This window comes from Amycolatopsis circi (genome assembly GCF_003385235.1).
GTDB lineage: Bacteria > Actinomycetota > Actinomycetes > Mycobacteriales > Pseudonocardiaceae > Amycolatopsis > Amycolatopsis circi.
Genome location: NZ_PQIA01000128.1, coordinates 1 through 14,893 on the forward strand (window position 1 = coordinate 1; position 14,893 = coordinate 14,893).

General features: G+C 67.5%; 15 protein-coding genes and 2 tRNA genes. 4 read left to right on the forward strand and 13 right to left on the reverse strand.

The features are described 5' to 3' along the window. Positions 1 to 318 (reverse strand): LLM class flavin-dependent oxidoreductase (locus tag D0D37_RS36880; protein WP_116205237.1); only part of this gene is annotated, 318 nt, incomplete at its 3' end. Between the two features lie 56 nt (positions 319 to 374). Here D0D37_RS36880 and D0D37_RS36885 point away from each other — a divergent pair. Together D0D37_RS36885 and D0D37_RS36890 are read left to right on the forward strand one after the other, a co-directional pair. Beyond that, a complete protein-coding gene (locus D0D37_RS36885; protein ID WP_116205213.1) occupies positions 375 to 851 on the forward strand; it encodes a MarR family winged helix-turn-helix transcriptional regulator in 477 nt (158 codons plus the stop codon). Positions 852 to 897: 46 nt separating this feature from the next. Then, entirely contained in the window at positions 898 to 1,962 is a 1,065-nt protein-coding gene (locus D0D37_RS36890; RefSeq protein ID WP_116205214.1) for an ankyrin repeat domain-containing protein, read from the forward strand. 3 nt (positions 1,963 to 1,965) lie between these two features. On the opposite strand, the gene D0D37_RS36895 is transcribed toward D0D37_RS36890, so the two are convergent. Continuing rightward, positions 1,966 to 2,613, reverse strand: coding sequence for an antibiotic biosynthesis monooxygenase (locus D0D37_RS36895; protein WP_116205215.1), 648 nt, complete (start codon positions 2,611 to 2,613; stop codon positions 1,966 to 1,968). Between the two features lie 461 nt (positions 2,614 to 3,074). On the opposite strand from D0D37_RS36895, the gene D0D37_RS46950 reads away from it, so the two are divergent. Together D0D37_RS46950 and D0D37_RS46955 are read left to right on the forward strand one after the other, a co-directional pair. Next, a complete protein-coding gene (locus D0D37_RS46950; RefSeq protein WP_162834647.1) occupies positions 3,075 to 3,224 on the forward strand; it encodes a hypothetical protein in 150 nt (49 codons plus the stop codon). A gap of 107 nt (positions 3,225 to 3,331) precedes the next feature. Next, entirely contained in the window at positions 3,332 to 3,487 is a 156-nt protein-coding gene (locus D0D37_RS46955; protein ID WP_162834648.1) for a hypothetical protein, read from the forward strand. A gap of 54 nt (positions 3,488 to 3,541) precedes the next feature. On the opposite strand, the gene D0D37_RS36900 is transcribed toward D0D37_RS46955, so the two are convergent. The 11 genes from D0D37_RS36900 to gnd form a co-directional block, all read right to left on the reverse strand. Further along, positions 3,542 to 3,614 (reverse strand) — tRNA-Ala (locus tag D0D37_RS36900). Between the two features lie 29 nt (positions 3,615 to 3,643). Further along, positions 3,644 to 3,814 (reverse strand): DLW-39 family protein, encoded by a 171-nt coding sequence (locus tag D0D37_RS47195; RefSeq protein WP_020663676.1) that lies wholly within the window; start codon positions 3,812 to 3,814, stop codon positions 3,644 to 3,646. Positions 3,815 to 3,971: 157 nt separating this feature from the next. After that, the gene (locus D0D37_RS36910; protein WP_116205216.1) at positions 3,972 to 4,742 is read right to left on the reverse strand and encodes a phosphotransferase; all 771 of its coding nucleotides are present in this window, start codon (positions 4,740 to 4,742) and stop codon (positions 3,972 to 3,974) included. Positions 4,743 to 4,929: 187 nt separating this feature from the next. Then, positions 4,930 to 6,327 (reverse strand): hypothetical protein, encoded by a 1,398-nt coding sequence (locus D0D37_RS36915; protein ID WP_116205217.1) that lies wholly within the window; start codon positions 6,325 to 6,327, stop codon positions 4,930 to 4,932. A 92-nt stretch (positions 6,328 to 6,419) separates the two neighbouring features. Next, positions 6,420 to 6,493: transfer RNA gene (locus D0D37_RS36920), tRNA-Ile, on the reverse strand. Positions 6,494 to 6,543: 50 nt separating this feature from the next. After that, positions 6,544 to 7,194 (reverse strand): DUF3566 domain-containing protein, encoded by a 651-nt coding sequence (locus D0D37_RS36925; protein WP_116205218.1) that lies wholly within the window; start codon positions 7,192 to 7,194, stop codon positions 6,544 to 6,546. A 35-nt stretch (positions 7,195 to 7,229) separates the two neighbouring features. After that, a complete protein-coding gene (gyrA, locus tag D0D37_RS36930; RefSeq protein WP_116205219.1) occupies positions 7,230 to 9,833 on the reverse strand; it encodes a DNA gyrase subunit A in 2,604 nt (867 codons plus the stop codon). Positions 9,834 to 9,882: 49 nt separating this feature from the next. Then, positions 9,883 to 11,850 carry a DNA topoisomerase (ATP-hydrolyzing) subunit B gene (gene gyrB / locus D0D37_RS36935; RefSeq protein WP_116205220.1) on the reverse strand — a complete coding sequence of 656 codons (1,968 nt, stop codon included), beginning with the start codon at positions 11,848 to 11,850 and terminating at the stop codon, positions 9,883 to 9,885. Between the two features lie 197 nt (positions 11,851 to 12,047). Continuing rightward, on the reverse strand, positions 12,048 to 12,683 hold the full coding sequence (locus tag D0D37_RS36940; RefSeq protein WP_116205221.1) for a DciA family protein: 636 nt from the start codon (positions 12,681 to 12,683) through the stop codon (positions 12,048 to 12,050). 109 nt (positions 12,684 to 12,792) lie between these two features. Further along, positions 12,793 to 13,947 (reverse strand): DNA replication/repair protein RecF, encoded by a 1,155-nt coding sequence (gene recF / locus D0D37_RS36945; protein WP_116205222.1) that lies wholly within the window; start codon positions 13,945 to 13,947, stop codon positions 12,793 to 12,795. An 18-nt stretch (positions 13,948 to 13,965) separates the two neighbouring features. Next, on the reverse strand, positions 13,966 to 14,856 hold the full coding sequence (gnd, locus tag D0D37_RS36950; RefSeq protein ID WP_116205223.1) for a phosphogluconate dehydrogenase (NAD(+)-dependent, decarboxylating): 891 nt from the start codon (positions 14,854 to 14,856) through the stop codon (positions 13,966 to 13,968). Positions 14,857 to 14,893 lie beyond the last annotated feature (37 nt).

Genomic DNA, 14,893 nt, shown 5'->3' on the forward strand with positions numbered 1-14,893 from the left:
GAACTCCTCCTCCCGAAGCCCCACCCCGACCCCGAACGTCAGCCGATGCCCGGAAACGCCGTCGATGCTCGCGATTTCCTTGGCCAGCAACGCAGCCGGCCAGGTCGGCGCGAGCAACACGCCGCTGAGCAGCCCGATCCGCGTCGTCGCCCCGGCCGCGGCCGCCAGCGAAACCGTGTCGCTCACCCCCGGATACGCGTATCTGCCGATCGTCGCCAGCGAGGAAAAGCCCGCCTCCGCCGCCCGCGCCGCCCACCGCGGCACGACCGTGGGGTCGACGTCGCGTACTTGATTCGGAAGTCCTATGCCGATTCGCACCAGATGATCCTCTCGAGCTGTTGCGCTGACTCAGCGCCGGATGACAGCATGCTGTCATGTCCGACAAGTTAGCGATACGACAGCATGCTGTCAAGAAGGCCTGCGACGCGTACAACGACCTGATGGACGAGGTCATCCGGCTCTCCGACGTCCTGGAAGCAGTCGGCAACGGCATCGCCCGCCCCACCGGTCTGAGCGTCGCGCGGTACCAGGTGCTGGCCGCGGTCGAGGAGGAACCAGCACCGGTGGGCACCATCGCCACGCAGCTAGGCCACACGAGGCAGAGCGTCCAACGAGTCGCAGACCTGCTGGTCGACGACAATCTGGCCCAGTACCGCCCGAACCCCGCGCATCAACGCGCGAAACTGCTCGAAGCAACCTCGACCGGCCGCGCCGCTTTGCACCGAATGCAAGCGGCGTACGAAGATCTGGCCCTGCGTACGACCGAAGGCCTGGACCTGGAACGACTGGACTTGGCCCGGCAGACGCTCATCGAACTGCAACACCGATTGAAGTCCGAGCTGCCTTCCTGATCATTAAGCTGGCGTTGCCGGATGCCGCACCAAGGAGACTCCCGCGATGCGTAAGCGAAAGACGCTGCCGAAGAACTTCAGCGAAATGCTGACGTCCGCGTCGCTCGCCGAACTCCAGGCAGTGTTCGAACGCACCGAACTGGACGCTCGCGGCGGATCCGGCAAGGAAACGGCGATCGGATACGTCGACTGCCCGGACGAACTCATCGTCTGGCTAGTCGACCAGGGCCTCGACGTAGACGCGGCCAACCAGTACGACGAAACTCCACTGTGGACCCGCGCCGCGAGAGGAGAAGCAGCACAGATGCCGCTGTTGCTTTCCCTCGGCGCTGACCTCGAACGGCCACGCGGCCGGAACGGCGCCCCGCTGCACGGCGCGGCCAACCGGCAGAGACCGGAGACAGTGCGGGTGCTGATCGAGCACGGCGCGAACGTCCACGCCACGATCGACGGCAAACCGGGTCTCACCCCGCTCTTGTCCGGCCTGCGGCACACCGAGAACATCGGGATCGCCGGCATGGCCGAAACCGCCGCGCTTCTCCTCGAAGCCGGCGCGCCCGTGACGGACGAGGCGCGAGACCTGGTCCGCCGGATCGGCACCAACTTCGAGTTCCACCGCGAGGGTTTCAGCCACGACCTCCTCGACGCGACTGACGCCGGACTGCGGGAGTTGTACCGCTTGTTCGACGTCGAACCGATCCCACCGCGGCTGACCCACAACGGAACCGCCCCGATCGCGGTGCCCGACGGCACCTGGCAGAAGCAGCACCACCAGCTGTGGGAACTGCTCGTGCCGTCCTCGGGCGCGGCGAAAACCGTGCAGGGAGAAGCGATCCGCGTTTCCGGGAAGGTTGCTCGCGAGATCCTCGACAACGGCGGCGTGAACTGGGATCGAGCCTTCCGGGCCATGGTCGACGCGCTCCCCGGCTACTTCGCGTCAGGCACCCCGCTGCCCGACGCCGAACTTCAAGAAGCACAGGCCCTCGCCAAGCGCACCCGCTCCGGCAACGGCAACGACGAAGAACTGGCCCGGCTGTCCGAACTCGCCGTCGCATGGGTCCGGCTCAACCCGACGCCCTTGCCGATGACTTCGCCCCCATACAGCCGCTAGCCGTCAAGCCAGCTCCTTCGCGGGTAGTCCAAGCGAAAGACTGCGCACCATCCGATACCGCCGGAATCCGCCGCCGCGCACTCCCGGAAACTCCTGCACCTTCAGCCACTCGTCCGACACCCCGACCGTCCCCTGGCCGGACCTCGCCAACGCGTCGCGATGCGACTGTTCGTCTGCCCACTCCGCATAGTTGAGCACGCGAGTCCCGTCGGTGCTGACGTGGAAGTGTCCGGATATCCCGCCTGGCGCAGGCTTTTCTTCACTGGCCAACGCGCCGAAGACGGTGTCGACCCAACGCCGCTGCCGCTGCGCATCGGCACCGTCGAACTCGACGCTCACCACCACAATGCATCCCGGGACAGCTGAGTCCTCCTGAATTCCGCTGCGATACAACCGATACGCCACTGGATCACCCCCAGAAACCCGCCGCACGAAACCGGAGTCCGCTGTCCCCTCCGCCCACTGGGTGTAGACCAGCGATGCCTCTCCCTCGGTACTGGCCAACGCACTGGCCGAAATCAGCCCCGCGGGCCACGGCTCGTTTTCCAGCTCTACCAGCAGATCCGCCGCACCGGTGTTCGTCTCGGCGACCAGCACAGCACCGACGTCCGGACGAGCGAGGTCAGGCCGCGCGACATGGTTGACAGTCATGAATCTTCGGTATCCCTTCGAGATCGTCGATGACACCCGAAGGATGGAACTTCAAGGGAAGTTGAAGTCAAGCCAACAGTCGGATCACTCGCTACTGTGACGGGCACGAGGGCAGGGTCTTGATGGTTTCCAAGCAGGCCAGAATTTTGGGCTGTCTCGCGGCATCGATGCTGCTGACGGCACCGCGGTCGCGGGCAAAGCTCTTCCGGCCGACACGCCGGAGGCGAAACAGGCCGAGTCCGGGATCGCGCTGCAGAACCTGACGACCACCCCGGCCAAGGCGAAAACCTATGCAGGACACCTGGTCTACGACGCCTGCGCGATCATGAACCCGTTCCTGATGCAGCAAGCGGGATTCGTGGTCAGCTCCAACAGCATCTTCCGGCCCGCCCGCTCCCGGCACTGTCGCCCACCAATCGACCGGCCCCAGCATCGCGCCGGAGCACTGGGCCACTCTGGCCATGCACCCTGGCACCTCCCAGAACGGACCCGGCCTCACCCACAAGCCCGAAAAAGCGCTCAAATTCTTGATCGACCAGGTCGCGGCCAAACTCGCCGCTGGCCCCGACCAGGCAGAGCTGTCCCACTACCGGTTCAGCCGGAGCTGCTGAACGCCAATCACGAGCGCTGCCACCCGCGCGTCGCCGGTCCTGGCGGCCAGCCAAAAGAAGCCACTTCGAACAAGAAGGTAGGCGACGACGAGATCTGCTGGGTTCCGATGACTCCCGGCCACGCGGACCTGTCGTTCAAGGTGGGCCGCCACCTGGTCACGATGTCGGCCGTCCGCAGCGAGGACTACCAGAAACCCGCGCTCAACCAGGTGTTCGGCGGTGCGGTCCTAAAGATCATCGACCGGTTGAAGCAGATTCCGTAGCACCCCTGGCACGCACGAATCCCCGTTCAGCCACAGCCGAACGGGGATTGCGGGTGGACCTGAGGGGAATCGAACCCCTGACCCCCGCCTTGCAAAGGCGGTGCTCTACCAATTGAGCTACAGGCCCGGTGCGGACCGGGGTCCGCGAGGTGTGGGTCAGTTGCGGGACGCGTCCGCGGCCTTGGCCGGCGCGCTGCCGTTCGCCGACGGGGCGGCAGGCGTGGTGGCCTCACGCCACAGGTCAGCCTCGGCCTTGGCGGCCTTGTTCCGCTTGACGACGAACAGGACGCCGCCCGCGACGACCGCGAGTGCCAACAGCTTCTTCACCTGAAGCCCCCTTCTGAATGCTTGCGCTACCCCACGATGCTACCGGACCCGCCGCGCGTCCCGTCCAGCGGTTCGGTCTCTCGTTCCACGTGGAACACCGGGAATATCCGGAGTGATCGGTCCGTTGGACTCGACGGCCCCAGCGGCCGCGCAAAGCTCAGCCCTGCCGGTCCTTCTCTTCCCGGCAGGGCTGACTCGTCTCCGCGAGCCGCGCACGGGTACCGGCCAGACCCGATTCGACCAGGTCAGGGCGATTGTTCTCCAGGCCGTACGTCACCTCGTACCACGGGCCCAGCTGGTTCCACGCCCACGCGCGCCGACGCAGTTCGGGGGTGACTTCGTACTCCTCAGCGAACGCCGCCACGCACTCCGCCGACGTCCGGAACAGCAGCCACGCCAGGTCCCGCGCGGGGTCGCCGATCGACACGTCGGACCAGTCGATCACCCCGCTCAACCGGCCGTCCTGCTTGAGCAAACGCTCTGGCCCGAGGTCACCGTGCACCACGGTGTCTGCTGGATAATCCTCGACCTCCGCCAGCAGCGCCCGAGCCCGATCGGCCAGCGGACCGAGTAACGGCGGGACCGCATCGAGGGCCAGAGTTTCCGGCTCGGCACCGAGTTCGCGAGCCTTGGCAACGTCCGCACTGTGCAAAGCTCGGAGGAATCGGCCGAGCGTGCGACCATCGTCCGCCGTTAGTTCACCTGGCTCGCCTGGCACCAGTTCATGTCGCACGACCAACGGATTTTCCCGCCACACCAACGGAATCGGCACCGTCAACGGCAACCGCGGAGCCAGCCACGGCAACACCCGCGTCTCCCGAATCAGCCACGCGCGCACCTCGTCCCGTTTGGGCCGCCGCTCGACCCATCGCCCGTCGACAAGCGTCGCGACGCTGTCCCAACCCTCGCCCAGCTCCTCACCGGTCATGCCACACTGAACCAGGCTTTCCCGGCATCGGCCCAGGGAGTTTTCCACGCCCCACCCCGTTTGGCACCGCTGCTGCCCGATCTCCGGCGACCGCACCCCGCACGGCAGCGACGCCGAAGACCCGTTCCTCGAGATCGTCTGGTGGATCAACCAGGAACTGCGCGACCTGTACCGGCAAACCCGCTGATCACGCCGGAATCCCGGTGGCGAAAGCGATCTCCGAAACCTGGTGCCGGTCAAGGGAAAGCGTGCCGAGCAGGTCCGCGATCCGTTGCTGCTGCACGACAGTCGGCTGGAAATACATCGGCAGCACCCGCCGATCCCAGACCGCCCCGAATTCCAGGTCCGCGATCACCGCCTCCCATCCGCCGAGACTGCGATGCAGCCACCATCCCCGCCGCCGAACCGCCGGGTCCGCGGAATCCTTCAGCACAGCCAAATCCGCCAGCGACCACAGCCGCGGACTGCTGCTGAGCACCTCGCCCGCCAACCGGGCCACCCGCGAATGGTCTCCCGTCATTTCCCGCAGCAACCACGGCACGTCCGAAGCAACAGCCTTGCCGCGAAGCAACGACAACCCGGTCTTCCGCAAAGGCAAGTCAGCACTCTGGGCAAGACCGACGATCTCCGAACGGTCCAGCTCAGTGCCGATTTCCGCGAGCCCGGCGTACGCGCGAGCCCGGACCACCGGTTTGACGGCAGAACGGGCGACCGCGGCATAAACCGTGACCGGGTCCCGTCCCATTTCCTGCCAGCGCAGCCGCGCCCACATCCGCACCATCGCCGACCGGTCGACCAGAAGTCGTTCCACGTCAACCGGATCGAGCTGCGCCGCGGTCAGCTTCACCAACCCCAGCACGCGGCTCTCCGCGGACCGGCCGCGAAGCAACGACTCGGCGATGACGTCCGGCGCAGCCAGCTCAGCGACGACACCGATCAACTGCCGCCGGACGATCTGGTCCCGTTCCTGAGGCAGCAACCGGACCGCGTCCGGCAAGCCCAGCAGCCCGGCCTCGAAGCTGTGCCTGAACGCGGCCCGCCGTACGTCAAAGTCTTCGGACTTTCGCAAGCACGCCCACACCGACGCCTCGCCGTGCGCGGCGACCAGCGCACGCAGATAGCGCGCGAACACTTCCGAACCCCACCAGCGCTGAGAAAGCCGCAGCAGCAGCGGCACAATCCGCTCCGCCCGCGCCAACGTCGTACGCCGCAACACCTCTTGTTCGGCCAGTTCCCGGACCACCTCGACGTGATCGTGCACCCGGATAGCCAAGGCCCGGTCGCTCAACGCACCATCCGAAGAGCACAACAGGCGAACCGCACGCTCGCGTAGGTACCCGTCGCGGTGCATCGAAGCCAACACCAGCGCAACCAACGGAGCGCGACCAAGCTTCCGGTCCGTCACCCGTCCCATCACCGGCTTCTGGGAGCGGAACTGGCGGGCGAAGTAGTCGATCCGCAGCATCTCGCGCGCGGTCGCCGACTCGAGCCAGGCCGAGGTTTTGGCCAAGCCTTCGTGGTCATCCCACTGTGCGGCGACCACGCCGAGGCTCAGCTCGTGACGGATCTCCCCCGAAGTCTGCATGCGGCTGATTCTGGCGACCACCCCGCCCGGCAGTCATCCGAAATACCAGAAAGGCCGGTCCGCAGGAGCTGCGAACCGGCCTTCCGGAAATGTGGGCCCACCAGGACTTGAACCTGGGACCTCTTCGTTATCAGCGAAGCGCTCTAACCGCCTGAGCTATGGGCCCGTCGAACGAGGAGTACTTTACCGGACTCCCCATCCGTACTTGCAACCGGGTTACTCCCGCTCGGACAGCGTGACTTCCAGCCCGCCCGCGAGGTCCGCTGACACGTTGTAGATGAACGCGCTCACCGTGGCCAGCGCGGACACCAGCACGATGTTGATCGCCCCGAGGATGGCCGCGATGCCGAACACGCGACCGGCGCTGATCAGCGGGTCGGGGGACGCGTTCGCGCCCTCGCCGCCGACCAGGGACGAGTACGTGCCGTTCAGCTTGTCCCACACGCCCATGCCGTCGAGCACCGTGTAGAGCACGCCGACCGCGACCAGCCACACGAAGAACATCGCGACGCCGAGCACCAGTGCCAGCTTCAGCACCGACCACGGGTCGAATCGCTTGATCTGCAGGCTCGCCCGCCGCGGGCCCCGGCCGGGGCGGCGCAGTGCGCTCGGCGTCGGCCGGGTGCGGCCCGCGGGCGGAACGTCGTCCGCCGGCGGCGGTGCCTCGCCTCCGAAGAGCCGGGGCGCCGCCGTGCCGCTCACCGGGTAGTCGTTCTCGACCGCGGCCGGTTCGGGAGCCGCGGTGGGCACGTCCTCGGTCGCGATCCGCGCCGTGGCCATGGCCTCGGAGTCGCCGCCGCCGTCCTTGGCGGTGCGCTGCCAGGGCGGGTTGGCCGACGCGTCGTCGGCCTTGTCGGATGGTGCCACGTTGAGTCAGTCCTTACCCGTGCGTGGGGCGCCGATCACTGCTCCGGCGCCGTGCCGTCTTCTGCTGTGGGCTCCTCTGGCGTAGCCTCGGCCGCTTCGTCCGAAACCGTTTCGGAAGCCGCGACTTCCGAAACCTCAGAACCGTCCTCGGCGGAGTCCTCGCCACCATTGGCGACGTCCGAACCCTCGTCCGCGTTGCGTGCGACCGCGAGAAGAGTGGTTCCGTCACCCAGGTTCATCAGCCGAACGCCCTTGGTCTGCCTGCCCGCCTTGCGCACGTCCCGCGCCGGCGTGCGGATGACCCCGCCGCTGGACGTGATGGCGAACAGCTCGTCGTCCTCGTCGACGATGAGTGCCCCCACCAGCCTGCCACGTTTGCTGTCGTGCTGGATGGTGAGCACGCCCTTGCCGCCGCGGCCCTGTACCGGATAGTCCTCGATCGGCGTCCGCTTCCCGTACGCGCCGTCTGTGGCGACCAGCAGGAACTTGTCCGGTTTGACCACGCTGATGCCGAGCAGCTCGTCGCCCTCGTTGAACCGCATGCCCAGCACACCCGAGGTCGGCCGGCCCATCGGGCGCAGCGCCTCGTCGGTGGCGTGGAAGCGGATCGACTGGCCGCCCGCGGACACCAGCAGCAGGTCGTCGTCGGCCGCGGCCAGGACCGCGCCGACCAGCTCGTCGCCCTCGCGCAGGTTGATCGCGATGAGCCCGCCCGCGCGGTTGGAGTCGAAGTCGGTGAGCTTCGTCTTCTTCACCAGCCCGCGCTGCGTGGCCAGCACCAGGTACGGCGCGACCTCGTAGTTCGGGATCTCGATGACCTGGGCGATCTGCTCGTCCGGCTGGAACGCGAGCAGGTTCGCCACGTGCTGGCCGCGCGCGTTGCGGTTGGCCTCGGGCAGGTCGTAGGCCTTCGCCCGGTACACCCGGCCCTTGTTCGTGAAGAACAGGATCCAGTCGTGCGTGGAGCAGACGAAGAAGTGCTGGACGATGTCGTCCTGCTTCAGCGTCGCGCCCTGCACGCCCTTGCCGCCGCGCTTCTGCGACCGGTACAGATCGGTTTTCGTCCGCTTGGCGTAGCCCGTGCGGGTGATGGTGACGACGACGTCTTCCTGCGCGATCAGGTCCTCGACCGACACGTCGCCGTCGAACGGGATGATCTTCGTGCGCCGGTCGTCACCGTACTTGTCGACGATCTCCATCAGCTCGTCGCGGATGATCGACCGCTGCCGCTCGGGCTTCGCGAGGATGTCCTTGAGGTCGGCGATCTCCAGCTCGATCTCGGCAAGGGTGTCGATGATCCGCTGCCGCTCCAGGGCGGCCAGCCGGCGCAGCTGCATGTCCAGGATCGCGGTCGCCTGGATCTCGTCGATCTCGAGCAGCGACATCAGGCCGGGCCGGGCCTCGTCGGCCGAGGGCGACCGCCGGATCAGGGCGATCACCTCGTCCAGCAGGTCGAGCGCCTTGACCAGGCCGCGCAGGATGTGGGCCCGTTCCTCGGCCTTGCGCAGCCGGTACTTGGTGCGCCGCACGATCACGTCGACCTGGTGCTTCACGTAATGCCGGATGATCTGGTCGATCCGCAGCGTGCGCGGCACGTCGTCGACCAGCGCCAGCATGTTGACGCCGAAGTTCTGCTGCAGCTGGGTGTGCTTGAACAGGTTGTTCAGCACCACCTTCGCCACCGCGTCGCGCTTGATCGTGACGACGATCCGCATGCCGGAGCGGCTGTTGGACTCGTCCGCGATGTCCGAGATCCCGGTGATCTTGCCGTCGCGCACCAGGTGCGCGATGTTCTCCACCAGGTTGTCCGGGTTGACCTGGTACGGCAGCTCGGACACGACCAGGATCGTGCGGCCCTTCGCGTCCTCTTCGACCTCGACGACCGCGCGCATCCGGATCGAACCGCGGCCGGTGCGGTAGGCGTCCTCGATGCCCGAGGTGCCGAGGATCATCGCCTTGGTCGGGAAGTCCGGGCCCTTGACCCGCACGAGCAGCGCAGCCAGCAGTTCGTCGTCGGTCGCCTCGGGGTTCTCCAGCGCCCACACGACGCCTTCGGACACCTCGCGCAGGTTGTGCGGCGGGATGTTCGTCGCCATCCCGACCGCGATCCCGGAACCGCCGTTGACCAGCAGGTTCGGGAACCGCGACGGCAGCACGTCGGGCTCCTGGGTGCGCCCGTCGTAGTTGTCGCGGAAATCGACGGTGTCCTCTTCGATGTCCGCGAGCATCTGCATCGCGAGCGGCGCGAGCCGGGACTCGGTGTACCGCATCGCGGCGGCGGGGTCGTTGCCCGACGAGCCGAAGTTGCCCTGCCCGTCGATCAGCGGGTAGCGCAGCGACCACGGCTGGGCGAGCCGCACGAGCGCGTCGTAGATCGCCGAGTCGCCGTGCGGGTGGTAGTTGCCCATGACGTCGCCGACGACGCGAGAGCACTTGTTGTACCCGCGGTCCGGGCGGAACCCGGAGTCGAACATCGAGTACAGGATCCGGCGCGCCACCGGCTTGAGGCCGTCGCGCACGTCCGGCAGCGCCCGCGACACGATGACGCTCATCGCGTAGTCGATGTAGGAGCGCTGCATCTCCTGCTGGATGTCGACCGGTTCGATCCGGTCGTGTTCCGGCGGCAAGGTTTCCGTCATGGGGTCCTTCTCGGTGAGCAGTCCTGGGGAAGCGAGTTACGGGGGACGCCTACACGTCCAGGAAGCGCACGTCCTTGGCGTTGCGCGTGATGAACGAGCGGCGGGCTTCCACGTCCTCGCCCATCAGCACGGAGAACAGTTCGTCGGCCTGCGCCGCGTCGTCGAGGGTGACCTGCCCGAGCAGCCGGTTCGCCGGGTCCATCGTGGTCTCCCACAGCTCCTCGGCGTTCATCTCGCCGAGACCCTTGTACCGCTGGATCGCGTCGTCCTTCGGAAGCCGGCGGCCGGATTCGACGCCCGCCTGGATGACCGCGTCGCGTTCCTTGTCCGAGTACGCGTACTCCGGCTCCGCCCGCGGCCACTTGATCTTGTACAGCGGCGGCCGCGACAGGAACACGTGGCCGTGCTCGATCAGCGGCGTCATGAAGCGGAACAGCAGGGTGAGCAGCAGCGTGGTGATGTGCTGGCCGTCGACGTCGGCGTCGGCCATCAGCACGATCTTGTGATACCGCAGCTTCGAGAGGTCGAAGTCGTCGTGGATGCCGGTGCCGAGCGCGGTGATCAGCGACTGGACCTCGGTGTTCTTGAGGACGCGGTCGATGCGGGCCTTCTCGACGTTGATGATCTTGCCCCGGATCGGCAGGATCGCCTGGTACATCGAGTCGCGGCCTTCCTTGGCCGAACCGCCCGCCGAGTCGCCCTCCACGATGTACAGCTCGCACTCGCCGGGGTCGTTCGAACGGCAGTCCTTGAGCTTGCCCGGAAGGCCGCCGATCTCCAGCGCGCCCTTGCGCCGCACCAGGTCGCGCGCCTTGCGGGCGGCGAGCCGGGCCTGCGCCGACGAGATCGACTTGTTGATGATCGTCTTGGCTTCGCTCGGGTTGCGCTCGAACCAGTCGCCGAGCCATTCGTTCGACTGCTGCTGCACGAACGTCTTGGCCTCGCTGTTGCCCAGCTTGGTCTTCGTCTGGCCTTCGAACTGCGGCTCGGACAGCTTGATCGACACGATCGCGGCGAGGCCCTCGCGCACGTCGTCGCCGGTCAGGTTCGCGTCCTTCTCCTTGAGCAGCTTCTTCTCGCGCGCGTACGCGTTGACCACGCGGGTGAGCGCGGCGCGGAAGCCCTCTTCGTGCGTGCCGCCCTCGTGCGTGTTGATCGTGTTGGCGAAGGTGTACACCGACGGCGTGAACCCGGTGTTCCACTGCATCGCGACCTCGACCTCGAGGCCGGCGCCCTTGGCGTCGAAGGAGATGACGCTCTCGTGGATCGGGTCCTTGCTGCCGTTGATGTGCTTGACGAAGTCCTCGAGCCCGCCCGGGTAGCAGTAGACCTTTTCCTTGATCCGCGCCGGCTTGCCCGCGGCGTCCTCTTCGGTCTCCTCGTCGGCGACGCGCTCGTCGCGCAGCGACAGGGTGAGGCCCTTGTTGAGGAACGCCATCTCCTGCAGCCGGCGCGAGATGGTCTCGAAGTTGTAGGTGGTGGTCTCGAAGATGCCATCGTCGGCCCAGAAAGTGATGGTGGTGCCGGTTTCGGTGGCCGGGCCGAGGTCCTCGAGCGGGCCCGGCACCTGGTTCGTGTACTCCTGGCGCCAGCTGCGGCCGCCGACCTTGATCTCCGCGAGCAGCTTCGTGGACAGCGCGTTCACCACGGAAACGCCGACGCCGTGCAGGCCGCCGGACACCGCGTAGGAGTCGCTGTCGAACTTGCCGCCCGCGTGCAGGATGGTGAGCACGACCTCGAGCGTCGGCTTCTTCTCCTTGGGGTGCATGTCGACCGGGATGCCGCGGCCGTCGTCGACTACCCGCACCCCGCCGTCCGCGAGGAGAGTAACCTCGACCTTGGTGGCGTACCCCGCCATCGCCTCGTCCACGGAGTTGTCCACCACCTCCTGGACCAGGTGGTGGAGACCGCGCTCACCGGTGGAACCGATGTACATGCCGGGGCGCTTGCGAACTGCTTCGAGGCCTTCGAGCACGGTGATGGACGACGCGTTGTACTCGCTCTTGTTCTCGGTCACCGGCGTTGTTTCTCCTCGTCTCGCCCGAGCGGACGTCCGCTACTACAACAGTGTACTTGGCCGCGCGCGCTCACATGCGGCAAGGACACCTCTCAGTCTGTCGCAGAGGCACGAAATCACCCGCAGGCGAGTCAGGTCGTATCCGAACCGGCGCGACCCGGTTCTCGGGGCAATGACCCGGCAGACCGCAACCCCCGTCAGCCGTACGTGTCACGCGGTCCGCGACCAGGCACGTGCCGGGGTCCTTTCCGCCAGCTCGGAGCGGTCGGACCCTGGATCCGCATCCGCTTCACGACGCCGTTGCCGACGCCCGCGGCGATCTTCGCCAGCAACTTGCCCTGCAGCAACCGCAACTGCGTCGCCCACGCGGTGGAACTCGCACGGACGGTCAGCTCGCCGTCTTTCAGCGCGATCGGCTGGGCGTGTTCGGCGACGTCCTCGCCCACGAGCCGGGCCCATTGCCCGAACACGCGCGCGTTGGTCATGGTGCCCTGCCAGCCGCTGTCGGAGATCAGCCTCGACACGAGCCGGCCGAGCGGCTGCGGATCGCGCGGATCCGCGCCGGGACCGGACCAACGACGGCGCGCCCGGTTCTGTCCGCTGCCGCCGGTGATCCGGCCGCGCCGGAGGTTCGGCGGGGCTCCGCGTTCGCGGGCTTTCGCCTTCGCCGCTTCGAGCGCGGCGTGCGCGAGGTCGCGGCCGCTCGGAGCGTCCCCAGCGGGCGTCTCGTTCGGCCCAGTGGAACTGTCACGCTCAGTCGCGCCACGCGCGGGATTTCGGGGGACGTCGTCCGTTTTCGAGGTGTCAAGACGGCCATCCGGCCGGTTCGTCACGCGCGGCGATAACGCGGCTCCGGGTTTATCCACACTGTCCACAGGTTTGTCCCCAGATCGGTGGGCAACCCGCGTGACGCCGGTCACCCCGCGTGGTCGTCGTGGCTGTTCAGGCACGGTTCACCTCCCCGTCGGCCACCGTGAACCTCGCGCCGGCCAGCTCCTCGGGCACATCCTCGGCCACCGCCGCGGTGATGAGCACCTGCTCGGCGCTCGCGGAGACTTCGGCCAGCCGGGCCCGGCGCTTGCGGTCGAGTTCGGCAAAGACATCGTCCAGCAACAACACCGGTTCGCCCGCTTCGGCACGCAGAAGCTCGTAACTTCCGAGCCGCAATGCGAGCGCGAACGACCACGACTCGCCGTGGCTCGCGTACCCCTTCGCCGGGACCTCACCGAGAATCAGCTCCAGCTCGTCCCGATGCGGGCCGACGAGACTGATGCCTCGCTCCAGTTCCTGCCGCCGCGTGTCGGCCAGCGCCTTCAGCAACAGCTCGCGCAGTACCTCTGCGTCCGCACGCTCTCCATCGGGCACGCCGTACGAAGGCGGAAGCGCTTCGCCGAGCGAAGACTTGTACGCGATCTTCGCCGGGCGAGAGTCGGGCGCGACCCCCATATAAGCGTCGGCCGTGTACGGCGCGAGGTCCGCGATGAGGTTCAACCGTGCCGCCAGCAGCTGCGCGCCAGCGACCGAGAGATGGTCGTCCCACACGTCGAGCGTCGACAGTGCGTACGGGTCTTCGCGACCAGTACGGCGTTTGCCCGCGGTCTTAAGGAGTGCGTTGCGCTGTTTAAGCACCTTCTCGTAGTCCGCGCGCACGCCCGCGTACCGAGGTGCGCGAAGCACGAGCAGTTCGTCCATGAACCGACGGCGTTCGCTCGGATCGCCGCGCACGAGCGAGAGGTCCTCGGGAGAGAACAGCACCGTACGCAGAATGCCGAGCACGTCGCGCGGCTTGCCGACCGCGCCCCGATTCACGCGGGCACGGTTGGCCCGGCCAGGCGTGATCTCGAGTTCGACCGTCAGCTCGCGGTCTTCGTTGACGACCGCGACGCGGACGAGCGCGCGCTCACAGCCGTGCCGGATGAGCGGCAGGTCCGTGGCGACCCGGTGCGAACCGAGGGTCGCCACGTAGCCGATCGCTTCGAGCAGGTTCGTCTTCCCCCGGCCGTTCTGGCCGACGAGCACGACCGGCCCCGGTTCGAGGGCGAGGTCGGCTTGCGGCCAGGACCGGAAGTCGGTGACCTGGAGATGTCGCAGATACACGGGCGGGGACCGCGGGAGCTAGCTCCCGGCCTTCTTCACCGCGTGGCCGCCGAACTGGTTGCGCAGCGCGGCGACGGCGCGCATCGCGGCGGAGTCCTTCTGCCGCGAGGAGAACCGGGCGAACAGCGCGGCCGACAGAACCGGAGCCGGGACCGCGTTGTTGACCGCTTCCTCCAGCGTCCAGCGGCCTTCGCCGGAGTCCTCGACGTAACCCTCGAGGTCGTCCAGGTCCGGGTCCTCGTCCAGCGCGCGCACCAGCAGGTCGAGCAGCCAGGAGCGGACCACGGTGCCGCGCTGCCAGCCCTTGATCACGGCGGGCACGTCGTCGACGGTCTTCGCCGCTTCGAGCAGTTCGAAGCCCTCGGCGTAGGCCTGCATGATGCCGTACTCGATGCCGTTGTGGATCATCTTCGCGTAGTGCCCGGCGCCGACCGAGCCAGCGTGCGAGAAGCCTTCCTCGCGCGGGCCCTCCGGACGCAGCGCGTCGAAGATCGGCATCGCGCGCTGGACGTCGGACGCCGCGCCGCCGACCATCAGGCCGTAGCCGTTGTCCTTGCCCCACACACCGCCGGAGACGCCGCAGTCGAGGTAGCCGACACCGTGCGAAGCGAGCAGGTCGGCGTTCAGCTTGTCGTCGGTGAACTTCGAGTTCCCGCCGTCGATCACCAGGTCGCCCTCGGACAGCAGCTGCCCGAGTTCGGTGACGGTCTGGCGGGTCGGCTCCCCGGCCGGGACCATGATCCACACGATCCGGGGGCCGGACAGCTTGGAGACCAGGTCTTCGAGCGAGGTCGAGTCGCTGACGTCGGCGTTGCGGTCGTATCCGACCACCTCGTGCCCGGCGGCGCGCAGCCGCTCGCGCATGTTGAAGCCCATCTTGCCCAGGCCGACGAGACCCAGCTGAACCATGAGATCCCCTTTGGATTGGAGCGGTTTTCCTCGGTTG